13 protein-coding genes are annotated in these 15,509 nt (G+C 55.1%); 3 read left to right on the top strand and 10 right to left on the bottom strand.

The window, feature by feature from the left end:
• The first annotated feature begins 23 nt into the window (after positions 1-23).
• Both HZB34_02980 and HZB34_02985 read left to right on the top strand, forming a co-directional pair.
• Positions 24-1,439, top strand: coding sequence for a sigma-54-dependent Fis family transcriptional regulator (locus HZB34_02980; GenBank protein MBI5314914.1), 1,416 nt, complete (start codon positions 24-26; stop codon positions 1,437-1,439).
• A 203-nt stretch (positions 1,440-1,642) separates the two neighbouring features.
• Positions 1,643-2,794 (top strand): response regulator, encoded by a 1,152-nt coding sequence (locus HZB34_02985; protein MBI5314915.1) that lies wholly within the window; start codon positions 1,643-1,645, stop codon positions 2,792-2,794.
• Between the two features lie 38 nt (positions 2,795-2,832).
• On the opposite strand, the gene recN is transcribed toward HZB34_02985, so the two are convergent.
• From recN to moaC, 9 genes are all read right to left on the bottom strand, one after another.
• A complete protein-coding gene (recN, locus tag HZB34_02990) occupies positions 2,833-4,524 on the bottom strand; it encodes a DNA repair protein RecN (protein MBI5314916.1) in 1,692 nt (563 codons plus the stop codon).
• 21 nt (positions 4,525-4,545) lie between these two features.
• Positions 4,546-4,893, bottom strand: a complete 348-nt coding sequence (trxA, locus tag HZB34_02995) for a thioredoxin (GenBank protein ID MBI5314917.1) — start codon at positions 4,891-4,893, stop codon at positions 4,546-4,548.
• A gap of 228 nt (positions 4,894-5,121) precedes the next feature.
• The gene (locus tag HZB34_03000) at positions 5,122-7,620 is read right to left on the bottom strand and encodes an LPS-assembly protein LptD (GenBank protein MBI5314918.1); all 2,499 of its coding nucleotides are present in this window, start codon (positions 7,618-7,620) and stop codon (positions 5,122-5,124) included.
• Complete coding sequence (locus tag HZB34_03005; GenBank protein MBI5314919.1) at positions 7,589-8,884, bottom strand: bifunctional folylpolyglutamate synthase/dihydrofolate synthase; 1,296 nt, start codon at positions 8,882-8,884, stop codon at positions 7,589-7,591. Before HZB34_03005 ends, HZB34_03000 begins: the two co-directional genes overlap by 32 nt.
• A 235-nt stretch (positions 8,885-9,119) precedes the next feature.
• On the bottom strand, positions 9,120-9,956 hold the full coding sequence (locus tag HZB34_03010) for an acetyl-CoA carboxylase carboxyltransferase subunit beta (protein MBI5314920.1): 837 nt from the start codon (positions 9,954-9,956) through the stop codon (positions 9,120-9,122).
• 287 nt (positions 9,957-10,243) lie between these two features.
• Positions 10,244-10,951: an urease accessory protein UreH gene (locus HZB34_03015; protein ID MBI5314921.1), complete on the bottom strand. Its 708-nt coding sequence runs from the start codon at positions 10,949-10,951 to the stop codon at positions 10,244-10,246.
• 248 nt (positions 10,952-11,199) lie between these two features.
• Complete coding sequence (gene moaA / locus HZB34_03020; protein MBI5314922.1) at positions 11,200-12,252, bottom strand: GTP 3',8-cyclase MoaA; 1,053 nt, start codon at positions 12,250-12,252, stop codon at positions 11,200-11,202.
• A 56-nt stretch (positions 12,253-12,308) separates the two neighbouring features.
• On the bottom strand, positions 12,309-13,007 hold the full coding sequence (locus tag HZB34_03025; protein ID MBI5314923.1) for a molybdenum cofactor biosynthesis protein MoaE: 699 nt from the start codon (positions 13,005-13,007) through the stop codon (positions 12,309-12,311).
• Between the two features lie 87 nt (positions 13,008-13,094).
• On the bottom strand, positions 13,095-13,586 hold the full coding sequence (moaC, locus tag HZB34_03030) for a cyclic pyranopterin monophosphate synthase MoaC (protein ID MBI5314924.1): 492 nt from the start codon (positions 13,584-13,586) through the stop codon (positions 13,095-13,097).
• 996 nt (positions 13,587-14,582) lie between these two features.
• On the opposite strand from moaC, the gene HZB34_03035 reads away from it, so the two are divergent.
• Complete coding sequence (locus tag HZB34_03035) at positions 14,583-15,119, top strand: hypothetical protein (GenBank protein ID MBI5314925.1); 537 nt, start codon at positions 14,583-14,585, stop codon at positions 15,117-15,119.
• A gap of 267 nt (positions 15,120-15,386) precedes the next feature.
• On the opposite strand, the gene HZB34_03040 is transcribed toward HZB34_03035, so the two are convergent.
• The coding region (locus HZB34_03040) for an IS30 family transposase (GenBank protein MBI5314926.1) at positions 15,387-15,509 on the bottom strand (123 nt) is incomplete at its 5' end.

The raw sequence follows: 15,509 nt of genomic DNA on the forward strand, positions 1-15,509 counted from the left end.
CTCAATACCCTATGGACACCAGTATGAAAAAAAGAGTGCTGATGATCGACGATGAAGCCCGCGTGAGAGCCTCATTGAAAGCGGTGCTGGAGCCGACGTACGAAACGATCCAAGCCGCGGATGCCCAGGAGGGCCTTGACCTGTTTCGCAAAGAGGCCCCTCATCTGGTTCTTCTGGACGTGATCCTCCCTGGCACCGACGGGCTGTCTATTCTGCAAACCATCCGTGCCGAAAGCCGGCCGGCACCGGTTATCATGCTGACAGGAACAAAATCGGTCAAGACCGCTGTCGATGCGATGAAGTTCGGCGCGGCTGATTATGTCTCAAAGCCCTTCGATGTGGAGGAACTTCGTATTATCGTCGAGCGTGCGCTGAATGACCAGGAACTCCAACAGGAGGTCAAACAGCTACGCGCGCAAGTCGTGCGGCGCTACGCCTTTCACAACCTGATCGGCAAGAGCCCGTCGATGCAGGATATCTATACCAAGATCGAACAGGTCGCCGATAGCCGCACGACTGTCCTGATTGCCGGCGAGAGCGGCACAGGAAAGGAGCTGGTTGCCAAGGCACTCCATTATAATAGCAGTCGGCGCGAGCGGCCCTTCATCGCGTTGAACTGTGCGGCCATTCCAGAAACGCTCATTGAGAGTGAGCTGTTCGGACATGAGAAAGGCTCGTTTACGGATGCCACGGCCCGCCGAGTCGGGCAATTTGAACTCGCCAATACCGGCACACTCTTTCTCGACGAAATCGGCGACCTCAGCGCCATGACGCAAGCCAAGCTCCTGCGCATTTTACAGGAACGAGAATTCACCAGAGTCGGCGGAGTGCAAGCCATCAAGGTGGATGTCCGCATCGTGGCTGCTACGAACAAGAACCTAGAGGAACTCGTTCGCAAAGGACAATTCCGCGAAGATCTCTACTACCGCATCAACGTTATCGCACTCTATTTGCCCCCCCTGAGGGAGCGTGGTGAAGACATTTCACTACTGGCAAAACATTTTCTAGCCAAACGGACCGAGGAAGACAATCGGCCCCCGCAAGAGTTCTCCAAAGATGCCGTTGATCTTCTGTCCCGCTATCCCTGGCCAGGCAATGTGAGAGAGATGGAGAACATCGTCGAGCAAGCCTTCATTTGGTCCAAGGGGTCAGACACCATTACGCCCGAACATCTCCCGACCATTCTCAAAAACGACTCTCGATCCTCTTCACTCCGGGACGACACCCTTGCCGGTCGACTGTCGCTCGAAAAAGCCGTCATGGAATTCGAGAGGGAAATTATTCTCGATGCCCTCAAGCGAACAGACTATGTTCAAACCCATGCCGCCAACCTGCTGGGAATCAGCCGCCGGATGCTCAAGTACCGCATGGATACGCTGGGAATCGGCCGACCCGACCAGGAAGTCAGCACCCGACCTCAGGCTGTCGTGCAGGAATAGCACAATAATCACCATCCCCTGTGTCGTAATCGCACAACAATAGGAAGAGACTTCAGCGTCCTATACGTAGTGCTCCGTTCAGGAAATCTACATATAGGTATCACCGACCCATGAGCCACACTATGCTGAGGGCGGGACGCGAACTCCTTGATGCGGAACAAGAAATGCTTTACAAGGTAAGTAGTTAGTGGTAGAAAATTCCAATGAGCACACCCCTGACTCCTGAACAAGAAAAGATGAAACCAGCCCTGCTCGTTATTGATGACGAGGCAGGACCACGTGATGCCCTCCAAGTCATTCTTCGCCCGTTTTTCAATGTTCAGACTGCTGAATCAGCCAGGGCAGCGATTGACCTGTTGAGCTCTCAGCGGATCGACATCATCACCCTTGATCAGAAGCTTCCAGACCGCCAGGGGATAGATCTCCTCCAGGATATCAAGCAACGCCACGCCGGCATCGAGGTCATTATCATCACGGGTTACGGGAGCTTGAAGGCCGCCATGGAAGGGATACGCTATGGCGCCGCCGGCTACCTGCTCAAACCTTTCAACGTCACGGAATTGCTTTCACTTGTTAACCAGACACTCGAAAAGAAACAACGGCTGGATTTCCTCAGAAACTTCATTGGAACATCGACCGGTCTCTGGGGATCGGAAACAGAATGCGCGCAAGCATGGAAGGAATTGCTCGCAGGGTATCATTCGATCGGAAAATCCGCATCAGACGATGCAGCCCACACTGAAGAGAACCCTGACCTTCTCCCCCTGTTCTCCGACTTACTTGAAGCAAAGGATCGCCAGTTGCTCAACCATTGCAGCCGAGTCAGTTTCTATGCCACACTCCTGGCCAACCGCATGGACCTGACCGTCGCTGAGCAGAAATCGTTGGCGCTCGGAGCGTTCCTGCACGACATCGGCAAGGTTGGGCCTGAACCCTATCAATTCGCCGACGATGAAATCACCACCACCGGCAAATCATCCGGCCAGCGCCGCCACCCGGAGCAGGGTGCGAGACTCGTATCACCTCTGAGGCTTCCGGCCGAGGTGGGCCAGATTATTGCCTATCACCATGAACGGTGGGATGGCACAGGCTACCCTCTTGGGCTTCACGAAAACGGAATTCCACGGTTGGCTCGGATCGTCTGCCTAGCCCAGACATTCGACCATCTGACCGCAGAGCTTCCAGGCCGAACACCTCTCTCGATCGATAATGCCTGCCAACGAATGTTCTCCTACTCCGGCACCCACTTTGAACCGAAGTTAACTGAACTCTTCGCGCAAGTGATCCAGGAATGCAAAGCATCCCTTCCTGCTATGGCAATGGTCACCACTCTTGCCGACCGATCGGACTCTTAGCCCGCAGCTCGTTTACCAGATAAACCAAACAGACCGGGTTATTCAGGCTGCTTGCCCTTTGCCCCTGCGATAAGTTCCGCTGCTGTTTCTCGTACTTTCTTTGTCACGGTCAGACCGCCCAGCATGCGGGCGATCTCCTCTTCCCGCCCGATGCCTTTCAACAACCTGACGGACGTGGACGCCCGTTGGCCCTCCACGCCTTTCTCCACAAGCAGATGGTGCTCCGCTTGAGACGCAACCTGAGGAAGATGGGTGATGCAAAACACTTGATGGTACGTTCCAAGTTTGCGCAGTCTCGTCCCCATCGCCGCCGCGACCGCCCCACCGACTCCCGTATCGATTTCGTCAAATACCAAGACTGGAACCTGGTCCATCTCGGCTAACACAGTCTTGAGCGCCAACATAATACGCGAAAGTTCTCCGCCTGACGCCACCCGGCTTAACGCTCTCGGTGACTCACCTGGATTGCTTGAGAGAAGGAACTCCACCCGATTCCACCCTGCCGGTCCAAGCTCCTCGGTTAACTCACCGCTGGAGACCGAGACCTGGAAAATCGCCTGCTCCATTTTCAAGGTGGCCAACTCCGCTTCCACAAGCGTCGTCATTCGCTTGGCCGCGACAATTCGCTCTCGGGACAGTTGCTCTGCCAGCGTACTAATGCGGCGGCCCTCTTCAACAAACCGGGCAGTCAATTCGGCAGCTCTCGCTTCACGATTATCGAAGACTAGAAGTTCCTCTTGCAGGGCTCTGCCCATTGCCATTATGGCTTCTACCGACCCTCCATATTTTTTCTTCAACCGTTGGATCAGGTCGAGTCGATCCTCCACGACAGCCTGCCGATCTGGGTCTGCTTCTAACTGTTGAGCGTAGTCACGCAGCCTCCCTGCAAGTTCTTTTAGTTGGATCGTCGACTCCGAGGCAACCTGCGCACAATCACTCATTGCCGGATCGGTTTGGGACAACTCTGAAAGGGTTCGTCCAATCCGCCCCAACCTTGTGAGGATAGCCTGTTCGTCCGCTTGCAACTCGAGATGTGCCTCGTGGGCGAGCTCCCTCAGCCGATACACATGGACCAGTCGCTGCTGCTCCTGTCGGAGCCGCTCTTCTTCATCAGGCAACAGGCCAGCCTGTTGAATTTCCTGAACCTGGAATCGTAAAAGCTCCTCACGCCTTGCACGGTCAGCGAGGTTGCTCTCCAACTCAGCCAGCTGCATGCGGAGATCCTTCCATCCCTGATAGACCTCCTCATATCTTCCTCGTAGTTCGAACAGGCAGCCGAATGCATCGAGAGCGTCTAATTGTTTGGGAGCAGCCAGGAGTGATTGTTGTTCGTGCTGGCCATGAATGTCGACCAGCGTGCCCCCCAGTTCTTCAAGGACGCGCAGGGGGCATAGGCTGCCGTTGACGTACACCCGGTGGCGACCCGATCGGGACAACACACGTCGAAGTATCAGCTGAGATTCATCTTGACCAATGAGTTCATGTTGCCGGAGGTGATGAAGGAGCGGATGGGTTTCTGGGAGGTGGAAGGCTGCTTCCAGATAGGCCTCATCTTCCCCAGAACGGATTTGATCGGTCGAGGCCCGTCCACCGACCAACAGGGCAATCGCATCGATGAGCAGGGATTTTCCGGCTCCTGTCTCCCCGGTCAGGACCGTGAACCCAGACTCAAATTGTAGGCTAAGCTGCTCAATCAGGGCGAAATTGACGATGCGCAGCTCGGCGAGCATTGCGGAGTGTGGCTCTAATCCCTAGGCTGACCCGGCTGGTTGCGCCAGCAGTGAATCAATCATTTCCTTGAACTGCCGCTTGGGCCTGGCCCCAACGAGTTTCTCAACGACTTGCCCGTTCTTGAAAAACAAAATCGTCGGGATACTCATGACTTGATAGCGGCCAGCGACTTCCGGGTTTTCATCGGTGTTCAGTTTCCGTACTTTCATCTTTCCTGCATATTCTTTACCTAGTTCTTCAATGATTGGAGCGACCATCTGGCAAGGGCCGCACCAAACAGCCCAAAAGTCTACCATCACAAGTTCGGACGCCTTCATGACCTCTGCATCCCACGTTGCATCTTCAACCTTCAGTGCATCACCAGCCACGTCACAGCCCTCCTTCGCTCAGCACATAATAAATAACCGTGTTGGCATCGTATACCAGCCCTCTTCGAGGAGTCAAATCCAATGGATCGGCGAGAAGTGCACGCCTCGCGAGACAGGAAGTTCACAATTCCTGGTTCGAAGTTCCGGAAACTTCGGACCTCGAACCGTTATCCTTCCAACCCGTCGCGCGTATCCCGCCAGTCTCGCGCATCACGCGCAAAGATTTGTTCATCGACCAGTCCCATCCATTCCGGGTTGGGGCATCCCTGTCTGTGGGCTCCCATACGGCCCTCCAGGCGACGCCCACGGTAGACCCTTCTCACCGATCAGCAGTGGACTGAGGATACTTCGAACCACGGCTGTGCCGTAGCTGTCCGTCCAGCCGATCCCGGTCAGGCTCAACATGAAGAAGTACTGAGTGCGATCGGGAAACTGCACATAAAAGAGCCCCAGCGACCAGCACTTGCATGGGTTTTGATAGAGGCCGACGATGTCGTACTCCGGGCTTCTGCCGTTTTTCACATCGTAATAGCCCTTCGCGCCGACCGTCCAGCCCCAGGGAGTGCGAAACGCTCCTGTCGCTGTGACAAATTCAATCTCGTCGCTTGGGGCGTAGACCTGACTAAATGAAATGGGATTCCACAGGTCTCCACGCTGTGCACGATTACCTTCCTGCGTGAAACGCTGCCCCACTTGGAGATACCAGTAGTTGGACTGCTGAACCCGAAAATCGGTATTGAATTGGCTCACTGACGACCGGTAAGGATCGAAAAACGCATCGATGGTCAGATACTGGTTAATGGCAGGCGGCTGACCGAGACCACCCCCAACACCTTGGCCAGGCGCGGCACTCTCCGACTGAGACTGAGTGAACTGAGGAGCCGTGTTGCCGATCACCGCCCGCAGCCAAAGATCAGAAAATTTCTTCCCCTCGACCGCCGTAGTCGCCGGCTGTAACGGCTGTTCCGCGTTTCCGAAGGTGGGATTCACTCCAGGTGTGAAATTGCGTGCCTGCGTCTGCACGCCCCCGACCTGCCAGCTCTGAGCCAGCGTGAGATCGAGCCAATTAAAGCTGCGGTTTCCTTCTTGCTCCAACAGCCGATTGCGGAGCATATAGGTCACCAGATTTTTCTTCGGTAGATTGTCGACCTGATCGATCTGAGTAATTTTCTCCTGAGTGGTCGGCGGGACATATTCATAGATGACGCTAGGCTCCATGGTGTGCAGCAAGGTATTGCCCTCGCTCATTCCGAAGCGGCGGCTCAGCTTCGATGTCGCATCTAGCCCCGCCCAAAAAGTCTCTCGGTGCTGGCTTTCAGAATTCTGTACCCCGTGCGTGTAGTAGACCTCGCGCAGCTTGACCTGAGGAGTCAGACCCACGATGTGGCCGAAATTCAGGACACCTGTCGACAATCCCGGTAGAATGTCGATTCGATTCTGGGTAAATCCCTGTTCACGATAGAAGTTCACAAAATTTGTTTCCGCACCCAGCAAAATCGGCGAATTGAACAAGGAGCTGTTCGGGAGACTGTAGCCGACTTCCGGCAGACGCTGAAACGTATCCGCTCCTCCTGATTGCAACGGTAGCAGGTATTGACCGAGCAGATATGTGTTTCCGTAGGCCAGCCGCTGGTTCGCCAAGAGATTCGATTCGACGCTGGGAGCTGCCCGCGCGACTCCCGAGTTGCTCAATTGCTGGAGAAAGCTTGCGTCCGTTACATAGAACGCTTTCGCTCGCAGCGACAAGTCCGGCGTAAATTGCTGTGTATGGGTCCCGGTGATCAGAGCCCGAGTCTGCTTCGCATCCTGTCCCGTCGGATCCACGCCGGCCACATCCGGAAGCTCTGTCTGCTGTAAAGCAGTGACGAGCCACTGCCCGCGAGATTGCCGGTCCAACACATACCGATACTTGAAATCGCTGCCATACCCGAGTTTCGAGTAGTAGAACGGGGAGGCCGTCAGGTCCTGACTAGGATTAATGGCCCAAAAAAAGCTTTCTTGGGCGTGCATCCCGAAACGATTGTTGTACCCGACAGTAGGAATGAGAAACCCTGTTTGTCGCTTCGAGAGCGGATATGTCAACGTGGGAATAGGGATCACCGGGACATCATTCACACAAAACCATGCACCGGTAAACGCCACACTGTCGCCGACCTTGAGGTCAAGATCCTTGAATGTAAACCGCCATGCCGGGGTCTCACCCTTCTGCGCATCGCAGTTCGTAAAGCGGCCCGCCTTTACCCGATAGTGCTCTTCGGAAAACCGCTGCAGGAGCCCCCCCTCCACCGAAGTATTTGTGGGCTTGAGATACACTCGTCCGTGTGTGACCACCCCGGCCTCGGTATTTACGTTGAGTTCCAACCGTTCGGTCACGAGATCAGCTTTGGGATCAGTAAGTCGAACGTGGCCCGTGGCAATCAAAATGCCCGGCAAAGCCTGGATCGTTATGTGATCGGCCGTCAGCCGCAAGGTGCCCTGGGTGACCATGACTGAGCCATCGGCTTCATAGATTTCTTGTTCCTGGAGATAATCAATTCTTTCTGCCGTGATATCGAGCGGTGGCGCACCAGCGGAGGTCGTCGTCGCTGAGGAACTTCCCCCATTCCCTTCGGCACCCCCTGCAAGTGGAAAGAGGATCCCCAGCATCAGCCAACCGACCAGACACATCCCCAGCCGCATCGCGATGCCTGCCATATCAGCCACGAAGCGGCGAGAGCCCACAGCCACGAAACCATGCCTTACACTCTCCGACAAGCATGAGCGAGCCCGTGACACAGACCAAACCGTCAGGCGTGGCTAGCTGATTGGCAAGCGCCATCGCATCAGTCACCGACGGCACTACATACGGGTGAGGCAGCAGCCCCCCAGTTGAGGTTCGAAGTTCCTGAGCAGTTGCAGCGCGTGGGAGATCCGACTGCGTCAATACTACCTCATCGACAAGATCCCTGAGCGGTTCGACAAAGCCTCGATGGTTCTTGTCCCGCATCATTCCCAACACAAGCACTACAGGGCGGAACAGACGGAACCGGTCAGAGCGCAGGAGGTAGTCGGCCAAAGCCTTAGCCGCGGCAGGATTGTGCGCGCCATCCAGCAGGATCGTCGGCCGCCGATCGACAACTTCCAATCGCCCTGCCCAATCGACCAGACCCAAGCCCGATCGTACCGCCTCTTCTGTGACAAGAATCCCTTGGGGTGCTGCCGCTTCCAACAGCGCCAGCGCACAGGCGGCATTATCAAGCTGATGGCGGCCCTCCAGGGCACAATTTAATCCATCATATTGCATGCCAAGACCACGATAGGAAAATCGCCTGGGGGTCTCTCCTTCTGTGCGAAACTCTTCATCCAGACGAACCAGCGGGGCCTCTCTCTCCCTCGCCACCTTTTCGATAGTCCGCCATGCCTCATCTTCGAGCCGGCCCACCACCACCGGTACCCCGGACTTGATGACACCGGCCTTCTCGAAGGCGATCGATGCGAGCGTACTGCCCAAATATTCCTGATGGTCGAAGGCAATCGTCGTGACTGCAGAGGCCATGGGCATGACGATGTTGGTCGCATCAAATCGTCCCCCCAAACCGACCTCTATCACTGCCACGTCGACCCCTGAATCGGCAAAATGCTGAAACGCCATCGCCGTTGTGTATTCGAAAAATGTCGGCGACAGCTCCTCACCACAGAGGGTCTTCAGTTGTTCGGTCAAGAGAGCCACCTGAGATTCATCAATCATGTCGCCATTCACACGGATTCGTTCTCGGAACTCCACCAGATGAGGCGAGGTATAGAGCCCCACTCGATACCCAGCGGCCTGCAACACAGCAGCAACTATGGCCGCAGTAGACCCTTTCCCATTTGTCCCGGCGATGTGCAGCGCACGGTATCGGGTCTGTGGCATCCCGAGTCGCACCATTAACTCCTTCATCGTCGCAAGACCCAGTTTGATGCCATGCTTTTGTAGACTGTACAGATAGGTCACGGCAGAGGAATAGGTCATGGTGTAACCAGGCAGGATGGAGACTAACCAGAATTCTTCATGGAGGGCCCAGTCTTAACCCGCATTATTCACGAAGGCTTCTACTACAACCGCCGATACGCTGTTCCGACGGGCGTGCTCGCCACTCAGTCGGTCAACATACTGTTCAAGTATGCTTCCCTCCTTCCCGCCTGCGCTTGCCCGTCTCACGACGCGTCTCAGCGGTTTCGTCACGAACCCTCGTGAATAATGCGGGTTAAAAGTGGGCGACGAGAGTGCTGAGGGTGTCTTTCAGCTGTTTGCGCTCCACGATCATATCGATCATGCCGTGCTCTAACAGGAACTCCGCTCGCTGAAACTGATCCGGCAACTGCTGCTTTATAGTCTGCTCAATCACGCGGGGGCCGGCAAAGCCGATCAGCGCTTTCGGTTCGGCCAGAATCACATCGCCCAGCATGGCAACGCTGGCAGTGACTCCCCCAAAGGTCGGATCGGCTAACAGGCACACAAAGGGAAGTTTGGCTTCGCCCAGCTTGGCGACAGCGGCAGAGGTTTTTGCCATCTGCATGAGAGAGAGAATCCCCTCTTGCATCCTGGCTCCTCCCGAAGTCGTGACCAAAATGACCGGCAATCTGCTCTCCAGGGCGCGATCGATCGCCCTACAGATTTTTTCCCCGACGACCGATCCCATACTACCACCCATAAAGCTGAAGTCGAACACACAGAGCACCACACGACGGCCGTTCATCATCCCTTCACCGATCATCATGGCATCTTTTCGCCCGGTCTTCTCCTGGTGTTCCTTCACACGGTCCTTGTACGATTTCGAATCCTGAAAATTCAGTGGGTCTTGCGGGCTAAGCTCCGCATCCCACTCTTTGTACGTCCCGAGGTCGACCAAGAGTGCTATACGCTCCATAACAGAAATCGGAAAATGATAATCACACTTCGGGCATACTTTATTATTGCGCTCAACTTCTTTCCGATAGACGATTTCTCGGCAATGGTTACACTTGAGCCACATACCTTCCGATATCTTGGATCGTTTTGGAGCTTCAACCTCAGCCGTCTTCTGTTTTTTAAACCAGGCCATGTTGCATTCCTCCTAGCTCGCCGGCGTGACTCCCGCCATCCGGGAAACGTGAATCGTGAAGCGTATCTCGTAGGAAGGCGGAGCTGATAGCTAATGGCATATGCCACGAACAAAGACAATTCTGTCCTTGCTCTACGATCTTGCTATCGGCCATAAGCCATACGCTCTTTTCTTCTGACGAGAGACGAACGACGCTTCACGAACGACGGGTGACGACGCCGGTAGAATACCATAGCGACCCTTGTGACGCACGTAGATTTCCTGTCGAGGAAGGTACGAGTTGCGCGTCAGAAGTGCCGACTGCCCATGGCGATGTGAAACATCATCATGAGTCCGACGCCAACGCTTCCGAGACTCGCCAGCCCCTGGACTGCCAGAAAGACGGGGCGCCCGAGGCTCAGTGACCACAATACCGGAAGGCTCACGGCTATCCCAACCAGCATCATCCCCATAATTGAGCCAAGTCCGAACACTGCAATATAGGTCAGCCCCTCCGATACAGACTGCACGGACGACAGCACGATCAACAGCAGGGCCGCCGACCCAGCCAAGCCATGGGCCATACCGATACAGAACGGTCGAACGGAATCACGCCACCAATGTCCGTGCCGGTGATTCTCAGCCAACGCATGACTATGCAGATGTACATGCTGTTCACCGTCATGGTCATGTGTATGGAGATGCCAGCGTTCCCGGACCAACCGCATTCCGAGCATGCCACCCAGAAGCACGAGCATGGCACCGACACCAAACTCCGCCGCCAGGGCGAAGGGTTCGGGAATTTGCACCTGGAGCACCAGTACCATCGCTCCGACCAGCAACAACACCACTGTATGTCCGAGTCCCCAGCTCAATCCAATCAGGCCGGAAGCACGAAGCGAGGGCCGTTGTGCGAGCACCGTAGAGACGGCAGCCAGGTGGTCCGTGTCCAGCGCGTGACGGAGCCCCAGCACCAACCCAAGGCCTAACAGGGTAAGGAATTCAGTTTCCAACATGGGAGCATCGACAGGAATTCGCCCCAGCCCGCATTATTCATGAACACTTCTGCTGCAATCGCCGATCCGCTGCTGCGACAAGCCTTCGGTCGGCGGGCTCGCCCCTCGGACCCTCAACGTACTGCGCGAGTACGCCTCGGGTTCTCGGAGCTCCGTGCGCCGCTCTCGCGACGCGGCTCAGTGATTTCGCGACGAACCGTCATGAATAATGCGGGCTAGGCCATTGGTATCGCCGACCAGATGGATCGTCAGCCGCCTCGAGCATGCATTTCGAGATGTGGATTTTCACGAAGTTTCTCAATACCGATGAGCCCCCCAACACGTAACCCGTCACGTTCAAGGGCTCTGCGCTCTTCTGCGCCTCGGTCGCTGCGGCCTTCCCAGCCGGCACGGAGCAAGACCCGCATCTCGTCCGCCGCTGCACCGGCACGGAGGGGCGTTCGGAGGTCTGTACCTGTGGTCGCATACAGACAGCGATACCACATGCCGTCGGCGGTCACCCGGCTACGATCGCAGGTGGCGCAGAACGGTGTGGTCGTCGAAGGAATAATCCCGAAGGTCGTTCCATCCGACAATAGATATCGCTGAGCCGGCGCAGCTCCCCGCTCAGGTATCGGCTCGATTACCCCATAGTACCTGCTCAGCAGAGTGAGCATCTCAGCTCGAGAAAATACTTGCTGTTGAGACCAATCGTTCGCACCCCCGACGTCCATATACTCGATGAATCGAACCTCCGCCTGCACCTGTTTGGCAAACTCGATCAGTGCGACCAGCTCATCGTCATTGAACCCCCGAATCGCCACCGTATCGAGTTTCAGGCCGGTGAACCCCGCACGGCCGACCGACTCAATCCCCTCCATCACGCGGGCATACTCATCCCGGCGGGTGAGTTGACGAAATCGTTCCGGCCTCAACGTATCGAGGCTGATCGTGACACGGTGAAGCCCTGCTTCATACAGAGCCTCAGCCTGTTCTGCCAGAAGAATCCCATTCGTCGTCAATGCGATTTCTGTCACCAGCCGGTTTTGGAGCAGCAGGCGAATCAGTCGAGGCAAGTCTCGTCGAAGCAATGGCTCTCCACCGGTCAGCCGCACCCGATCGACACCCAGATCGGTAAAACAGCCCGTCAGCGTTGCCATTTCTTCATACGTCAGCACATCCTCCCGCGGTAACCAGACATAGTCCTGTTCCGGCATACAGTACTTGCAGCGGAGATTGCATCGATCCGTCACGGACAACCGCAAACTCCGCAACGGCCGGCCAAACACATCGGCAACGCTATCTTTTGATAATTCGCTCATGCCCTGCGATTTGCCTTTTACCCCTTTATATCCCCTACCCCTCACGCCTCACGTCTTTAGGGGTGTTCCTCCACCCAAACTTCGCCTTCCGGCGTGTGTTCGCGTTTCCAGATCGGCGTTATGCGTTTCAACTCAGCGATCGCCCATTCACAGGCACGGAACGCCTCGGCCCGATGCTCCGCCCCCACGACTATCAGCACGATGTTGTCGCCGATGCCGATTTCTCCATACCGGTGCAGGATCGCGACCTCGATGATGTCGAAATCCTTTAACGCCTGCTCGCGGATCTCGCGCAGCTTGGTTTGGGCCATTCCTTCGTAATGCTCGAAGGTAATGCGATCGATATCACGCCCTTTCGAGCGATCACGGGCAATACCCAGAAATGTCGCAATGCCGCCGATGCGCTTCGACTTGCCTCGCACCAGATTGATCACAGCGTCGACAGAAAAATCCTCCCGTTGCACACGGACAAGCTGGATATCATTGCTGACCGGATCCATTGGTGCTCCACCGGCAAATGGAGGCAACAGCGCTACCTCATCACCCTCTCGAATATCCGTCTCCTCATGGGCGATTTCCTGGTTTACCGACACCAGGATTTTCTTCTTATGGATGAGCTCCCCAATCATCGGATACCCTACCTCAAGAAGCTCAACCAAATCTTTCACTTTCTGCCCATTTGACATTGTCGTGGTGAGAGAATCCTGATTCCCAGCCAATGACTTGGTCATGCCGAATAGTTTGACCGTGACCATGAATTCAATAATGTGGAGTGAGGAATGTGAAATGTGGAATTTGGACTAACCCCCTGGCGATATTTCTCATTCCACATTCCTCATTCATCATTTCCTTATATAGGTGCCAGACTTCCCACCAGACTTCGCTAAAAGGCTGATGTCGCTGAAACTCATCCCGCGATCAACCGCTTTACACATGTCGTAGATCGTGAGAGCGGCCACTGAGGCAGCCGTCATCGCTTCCATTTCCACCCCGGTCGGTCCAGTCGTCTTGATGGTCGCAATGATGGTGATCGAACAACGACCTTCGCGATCTGGCTGAGGTTCTTCTTTGAAGGAGATATCAACAGCGGTGAGAAGAATCGGATGGCACATGGGAATGAGGTCCGGAGTCCTCTTAGCCCCCATCACGCCTGCGACCTGTGCCACAGCCAACACGTCACCCTTGGCAATCTTACCCCGCTGAATCTTTTCAAGGGTTTCTGGCTGGAGAAAAACTATAGCCTGAGCGGTCGCGACTCTCTCGGTCGAATTTTTGGCGCTGACATCGACCATCCGCGCGCGCCCTGACTCGTTAAAATGGGTGAGCTCTGCCATTTTCGCCGCTGAATCAGATGGTTGTAGCGAATTTCCAGGTGATTATAGGAGCCGGGGGAAAGGGCAGTCAAGGGCGAGGGGGGTGGCCTGGTGAGCCCCCTGTGCTCGCAGAACGCGCACGATGAAACAGTGCTCGTCCGATGCGCGCAGTGTGGGGGGCTCAGCCAGGCCACCCCCTGCGGAGGGGAAAAGAGCGATTAAGAAAATTAGTGTGGCCCACTGCTCCCGGAGCATGAGAGGTGAAGGGCGGTTCCAGTAATCCTCTGTGCTCGCGGAACCCCCACGATAAAACGGTGGTCGTTCGACGCGCGCAGTGGAGGACCACTGGAAGTCGCCCTTCCAAGAGCGGGGTAACGAGCGAGCTTGGACAGACCATTCTGATGGTGAGCAGTAGATACGTATTGGACTACGCAGTAGACTTGCCCACAACAGATTGATGAGACTGCCTTGCTATGCGTACGGGTAGGCTCTAGCGGACTTAATAGTTGAGCCTCAGGGAAAAGTGCGTGAGCCTCGCTAACTCAATGCGTCAGAAAATATCGGCAGTGCGGTGGCGTCGGTTTGGGTATCTCTTGCTCGTGGCATTTCTAGCAGCCATTGCAAGTGCCGTCTTGTTTAAACCTGCCAAGACAAACGGCAGCTATTTACGAGAGATCATTGAGAACCATACGTTTGAGAAAACCGCTGCAGGGCTTGTAACCCAACTTCGCTCGTTGCCGGAGACGAAAGACTACACAGACAGTGACTGGAGGCGTATAGAGGAAGGGCTTACCGCGTGTCTAGTGAAGCAGGCGGGGGAATACGCAACATCCAACGACCCATATTTGAGTCTGCGCGCAAATATGGAGACGCCCACCGTCTTGGCTAACCGCTTTCTTGAGGTTTGTGGTGCTCTTGAGTAAGCTACCCAAAGCGTTTCAGCCGACGGGGAAAGAGATGGGTCATTGACCCCATACCCGTTAAAGAAGCGAAGCAACGGTCAGACGTAAAGCCGAAATGATGCGGAGATCTTGGCAAGTTTATACTCTCGCGGCTGGTGTGCTGATTCTTTCGTTCGTCGCTGCGTGGACATTGCCGACTACGGATATTCTTCGAGGAATCATTAGCCTTCCTGGTGTTGGTGCGTTAATTGCTGTCCTTTATCAGATCGTTCGCGACCAGGCAGCCCACGAGAGAGCGCTGGAACTTCTAGAGAAGCAGCAACTATTCAATCTCGGCACTACTTCTCACATGGCAAATGTGGCCTTCGACAAGCACGTTCAGTTCTCCGAGCAGTACATTACGAGAATGCAACAGGGTCTCACTGAACTATTCCAAAACGGACCCACCAAAGAGAGCTTGAAGTTCTCTGGCGATCTTGCAGATATCCGTCGATCGTTCTTGGCCTGGATAACAAAGGATTTGAAAGACAAGATTACCCCATTCGAAGATGCTCTTTATAAGATTTGGTGCGAGCAACATTATCCTCAACACCTTGCCTGTTGGCGAGGCGCGATCCCGCGAAGTCAAACAGATGTATCAGATCTTCTCTGACGTGCTTGGCCTTCCGAAAGAGGAAGCAAGTCTGAATGAAAGAGTCGCTCCTGATCGTATATTGAGTCACCTCCAACATCTACTCGGTGTAGAGCATTTAAGCCGTTTGCGGGCGGCAGTAATTAAACAAGCGATCGATACTTTGGAAAATAAGAATGCCTAAATGCAAACAAAGTGGTCGGGAGCACTCTTTCCCAAAATAAGTTCTAGGGGTCAGTACCGGGTCAGGAATGCACCGGGAAATGGTTCCAGTGTGCATTCAAGATCCTAGCGCAACAGGTGGTGAAAGACGTAGGCCGGACTCTGCCAGTTCAGAATTTTCCGTGGCCGATCGTTGAGCATCGTCTGCACCCGCTTGATCTCCCGCCGCGAGATGCGAGTGAACTGGGT

This window comes from Nitrospirota bacterium (assembly GCA_016219645.1).
Lineage (GTDB): Bacteria > Nitrospirota > Nitrospiria > Nitrospirales > Nitrospiraceae > Palsa-1315.

Excerpts from the sequence above, each read along its gene's own strand:
- HZB34_03025 (MBI5314923.1), bottom strand. The coding sequence starts at position 13,007 with ATGGTCACGGTCAAACTATTCGGCATGACCAAGTCATTGGCTGGGAAT.
- HZB34_03035 (MBI5314925.1), top strand. The coding sequence starts at position 14,583 with ATGATGCGGAGATCTTGGCAAGTTTATACTCTCGCGGCTGGTGTGCTG.
- recN (MBI5314916.1), bottom strand. The coding sequence starts at position 4,524 with ATGCTCGCCGAGCTGCGCATCGTCAATTTCGCCCTGATTGAGCAGCTT.
- HZB34_03005 (MBI5314919.1), bottom strand. The coding sequence starts at position 8,884 with ATGACCTATTCCTCTGCCGTGACCTATCTGTACAGTCTACAAAAGCAT.
- moaC (MBI5314924.1), bottom strand. The coding sequence starts at position 13,586 with ATGGCAGAGCTCACCCATTTTAACGAGTCAGGGCGCGCGCGGATGGTC.
- HZB34_02980 (MBI5314914.1), top strand. The coding sequence starts at position 24 with ATGAAAAAAAGAGTGCTGATGATCGACGATGAAGCCCGCGTGAGAGCC.
- HZB34_03010 (MBI5314920.1), bottom strand. The coding sequence starts at position 9,956 with ATGGCCTGGTTTAAAAAACAGAAGACGGCTGAGGTTGAAGCTCCAAAA.
- HZB34_02985 (MBI5314915.1), top strand. The coding sequence starts at position 1,643 with ATGAGCACACCCCTGACTCCTGAACAAGAAAAGATGAAACCAGCCCTG.
- HZB34_03015 (MBI5314921.1), bottom strand. The coding sequence starts at position 10,951 with ATGTTGGAAACTGAATTCCTTACCCTGTTAGGCCTTGGGTTGGTGCTG.
- moaA (MBI5314922.1), bottom strand. The coding sequence starts at position 12,252 with ATGAGCGAATTATCAAAAGATAGCGTTGCCGATGTGTTTGGCCGGCCG.